The sequence below is a fragment of the uncultured Methanobrevibacter sp. genome (assembly GCF_937906425.1).
Classification (GTDB): Archaea; Methanobacteriota; Methanobacteria; order Methanobacteriales; family Methanobacteriaceae; genus Methanobrevibacter.
In genome coordinates this window covers 1-3,441 of sequence record NZ_CALCYR010000148.1, presented here as the reverse complement: position 1 = coordinate 3,441, position 3,441 = coordinate 1, and the positions used below count along the sequence as shown (strand labels likewise).

General features: G+C 24.8%; 3 protein-coding genes. All 3 read left to right on the top strand.

Annotated elements, in window-relative coordinates; translation table 11 throughout:
- Positions 1–635 precede the first annotated feature (635 nt).
- The 3 genes from Q0138_RS04195 to Q0138_RS04185 all read left to right on the top strand — a co-directional run bounded on the left by Q0138_RS04195 (position 636) and on the right by Q0138_RS04185 (position 3,350).
- A complete protein-coding gene (locus Q0138_RS04195; RefSeq protein ID WP_297981360.1) occupies positions 636–824 on the top strand; it encodes a hypothetical protein in 189 nt (62 codons plus the stop codon).
- Positions 825–942: 118 nt separating this feature from the next.
- Complete coding sequence (locus Q0138_RS04190; protein WP_297981358.1) at positions 943–2,157, top strand: nucleotidyltransferase family protein; 1,215 nt, start codon at positions 943–945, stop codon at positions 2,155–2,157.
- Positions 2,158–2,597: 440 nt separating this feature from the next.
- Entirely contained in the window at positions 2,598–3,350 is a 753-nt protein-coding gene (locus Q0138_RS04185; protein ID WP_297981355.1) for a peptidylprolyl isomerase, read from the top strand.
- The last annotated feature ends 91 nt before the right edge of the window (positions 3,351–3,441 follow it).

Below are 3,441 nucleotides of genomic sequence, written 5' to 3'. Positions count from 1 at the left end.
CTTTTTCACTGTTTTTACTTATATTTTTTATTTATATTTTTTTTAAAATTTTTAAATTTATCAATTTTTTATCACGTATACCCCCATAATGCAATTACTTTTTTTAAAATTAGTTTTTTATTTCATTTAAATGAATTTGCTCTACTTTATTTTGAATACTTTTATTCCTCATTATTATTTTTATGAGTCCTATTTTTAATTTAATCAAATTAAATTTTTACACTTTTTTAACTTTTATAGGATTTTTTTATTTTTATTTTTTCATTGAATTTTTACACTTTTTTTAACTTTTATAGGATTTTTTTATTTTTATTTTTTTCATTGAATTTTTTCACTTTTTTTACTTTTTATAGGATTTTTTTATTTTTATTTTTTCATTGAATTTTTACACTTTTTTTTAAATTTTCACATTTTTTTAAATTTTCTTATTTTGTTTTTTAATTTCTATTTTAAATCAATATTTCATAATTTTTCTTATTTTGATAAATTAAAGCTTTATAGAAAATCTTTTTATTAATAAAAATCATATAGTATATTAATTCTTAAAAAAGCTATAAATTTTCTATTTTTTTAATAAATAGTTTAATATAGTAAAATTTGATTTAATATTTATAAATTAGTAGGTTGTGAGTAAGATGCCTTCTGAAGAAAATAATTTTAAAAGAGTTACAATTGTTATAGATAAAGATTTGGATTATAAATTTAGACGTTTAGCTTCTCAAAAATTTAGATTTGAGCCCAAATGGTACAGTAAGGCTATTAAGGAAGCAATTGGTTTATGGATTGAAAAGTATGCTGATGAAGACTTTGAGCAATTGGAATAAAATGATATTCCTGATTTTTTATTTTTGATAATTTCTTATTTTTGAAATCTTCTGTTTTTAGTTATATTTTCCGTTTTTTTAATAAATTTTATAAATTTTAATTAAAATATTATATATTATGCCTTCAATTGATTTTGTAAGTAATATTATAAAAAGAGATAAAAAGATTTTTGCCAAGGATTTCGATGAAATCAAAAATAATTCTAATTTAAATGAATTTAACAAATCAGATGAAGATAATGAATTTAATCAGGATTCCGATTCTGTATTTTACAAATCTTCCGGGGAATCTGATGGTTCTGATTTAAAACCTTTGGTTTCAGATTTTACAGAATACTCTCCACTTCACAATGGTCATTTTCATTGTATGAAAGTTGCAAAGTCCAAGATTCAGGATAGTCTTTTTGTTGCTATTGTTCCAGGTCTTTTTGAAAGAAGCGGCAGAGGTTTGCCTTATATCTTGCCTCGGGAAGTTCGTGCTGAAATAGCTATTGCTGTAGGTGCAGATATAGTGGTGGAAGGTCCTCCAATGGGTGTTATGGGCTCTGGCCAATACTCATTATGCTTGGCTAAGATGTTTCAGGCTTTAAACACTGATTTCATCCCTAGAGGTTACAGGCCCTTTGAAGGATATGATGAAATCCTAAATAGGATTTCTTTAGGTCATGGAGTTGCTCCAAAGCCATATAAGATTGTGGATATGGATACAAGGGAAGTTCTGCTTAATGGAAAACTTGAAGAGGACAATTATGTTATTGTTTCATTTTCAAAATCCTTAAAAAGAATTGGTTTTGACTTTAAAGATAAATTTATATTTGTTCCGCGTATTGAAGGTGTAAGCGGAACCTTAATTCGTCAAGCATGTTTGGAAAATAATTTGAATTATATTGAATCAATGTTACCAAAAGAAAGTTTGGAAATTTTAAAAAGAGAATTGGACTCAGATAGGGCTCCATTACATGATTTAAGAGATTTTGATTCTATTATCAAGGCCTCAAACTCATTGTCCCTTGAAGAATTGTCCAGTTTAAATCTTTTCAATGAAAAACTGGCAAGGCAGTTTGTTGAAAATCGTGAAAACAAGGAATTTGAATCAATTGGGGAAATTGAGGAATCCATATTTTACGGATTCAGCAGTCATTATAAAAATCGTGTATTGAGCATTTTGGAGACTCAAGTTAGTCAAGAACAGGTTTCCAGATACATTGATAATTATCCCTATAAAATTAGGGTCTTGGATTATAAGGACGAAAAGACTTTGGAGGAATTTAGACAAAAGGTCTTTTCCAATAAGGGGTCCTTTGTTTATAAAATCGAATTAAGATCTTTTTAATTTTATTTTATTTTTTTATTTTTATTCATTTTTTATTTTTAATTTAATTTTTATTCTTTTTTAGTTTTTATTATTTATTTTTATTCTATTTTTTTACACTTTTTTTAGTTTTAATTTTATTTTTATTCTTTTAATTTATTTTTATTCTTTTTTTAAATTTTAATTTGTGATTATTTTTTTCAAAAGTTGAAATTAGAATAAATTATAAATATGGGTACATTAAATAATTAATTATTGAAAATTAATTTTTAAATTTATTCAAATAAATTTATCATATTTTTTCAATTATATTTATTATTAATTACATAAAAAACTTATAATTATTATTTAATTTTTGATTATAAGTTAAAATGATGTTTATATGTCTTTTAATAGGATAAAAGGCTTTATTTTAGAAAATTATGTAATTAAGATTATTAATTTATTATAGGAGAATTATTATGGCTATCCAAGATGGTGATTTTGTAAGATTAAATTTTACTGGAAAAATAAAAGAAACTGAAGAAATTTTTGACACTACTTTAGAAGATGTTGCTGAAGAAGCAGGTATTTTAATTCAAGATAAAGTTTATGGTCCTATTCCTATTATTGTTGGAGGAAACCATTTATTAGCTGCAATTGATGAAGCTATTATTGGTGCAGAAGAAGGTGAATCTGTACATGTATCTGTTACTCCAGAAAATGGTTTTGGTCAAAGAGATGCTAATTTAATTCAATTAATTCCAATGAAAGAATTCAAAAAACAAGGTATGAATCCTGTAAGAGGCATGAAAATCTCTACAGAAAACGGTAATGGTAAAATCATTTCCGTAAACGGTGGAAGAGTAAAAGTTGATTTCAACCACGAATTAGCCGGTAAAAACTTAGAATATGATGTTACTGTTACTGAAATCATTGAAGAGGAAGAAGAAAAAATCAAAAGCATGATTGAATTACATTACTCTTACCCTAATATGGATTTAGACAAAACAGAAATTAAAATCGATGGCGATAAGGTAAGTATCAAATTGGATGAAATTACCAGATTTGATCAAAAAAGCTACATGGATGTAACTTTTGCCAGATTCAGAATTTCCAAAGACATTTGGGACAATATGGGCTATGAAAAAGTTGAATTCGTAGACCAATTTGAAAAAAGAGTTGAAGAACCTGAAGAAGTAGAAGAAGAAGTGGAAGTTGAAGCAGAAGAATAATTCAACTAATTTTCTTTCTTTTAACTTTTAATTTTCTTTATTTTATTTTTTTACACTTTTTTTAGTTTTAATTTAATAAATTTTTATTTTA

Coding starts and splice junctions, on each gene's coding strand:
- Q0138_RS04190 (WP_297981358.1), top strand. CDS start 943: ATGCCTTCAATTGATTTTGTAAGTAATATTATAAAAAGAGATAAAAAG.
- Q0138_RS04195 (WP_297981360.1), top strand. CDS start 636: ATGCCTTCTGAAGAAAATAATTTTAAAAGAGTTACAATTGTTATAGAT.
- Q0138_RS04185 (WP_297981355.1), top strand. CDS start 2,598: ATGGCTATCCAAGATGGTGATTTTGTAAGATTAAATTTTACTGGAAAA.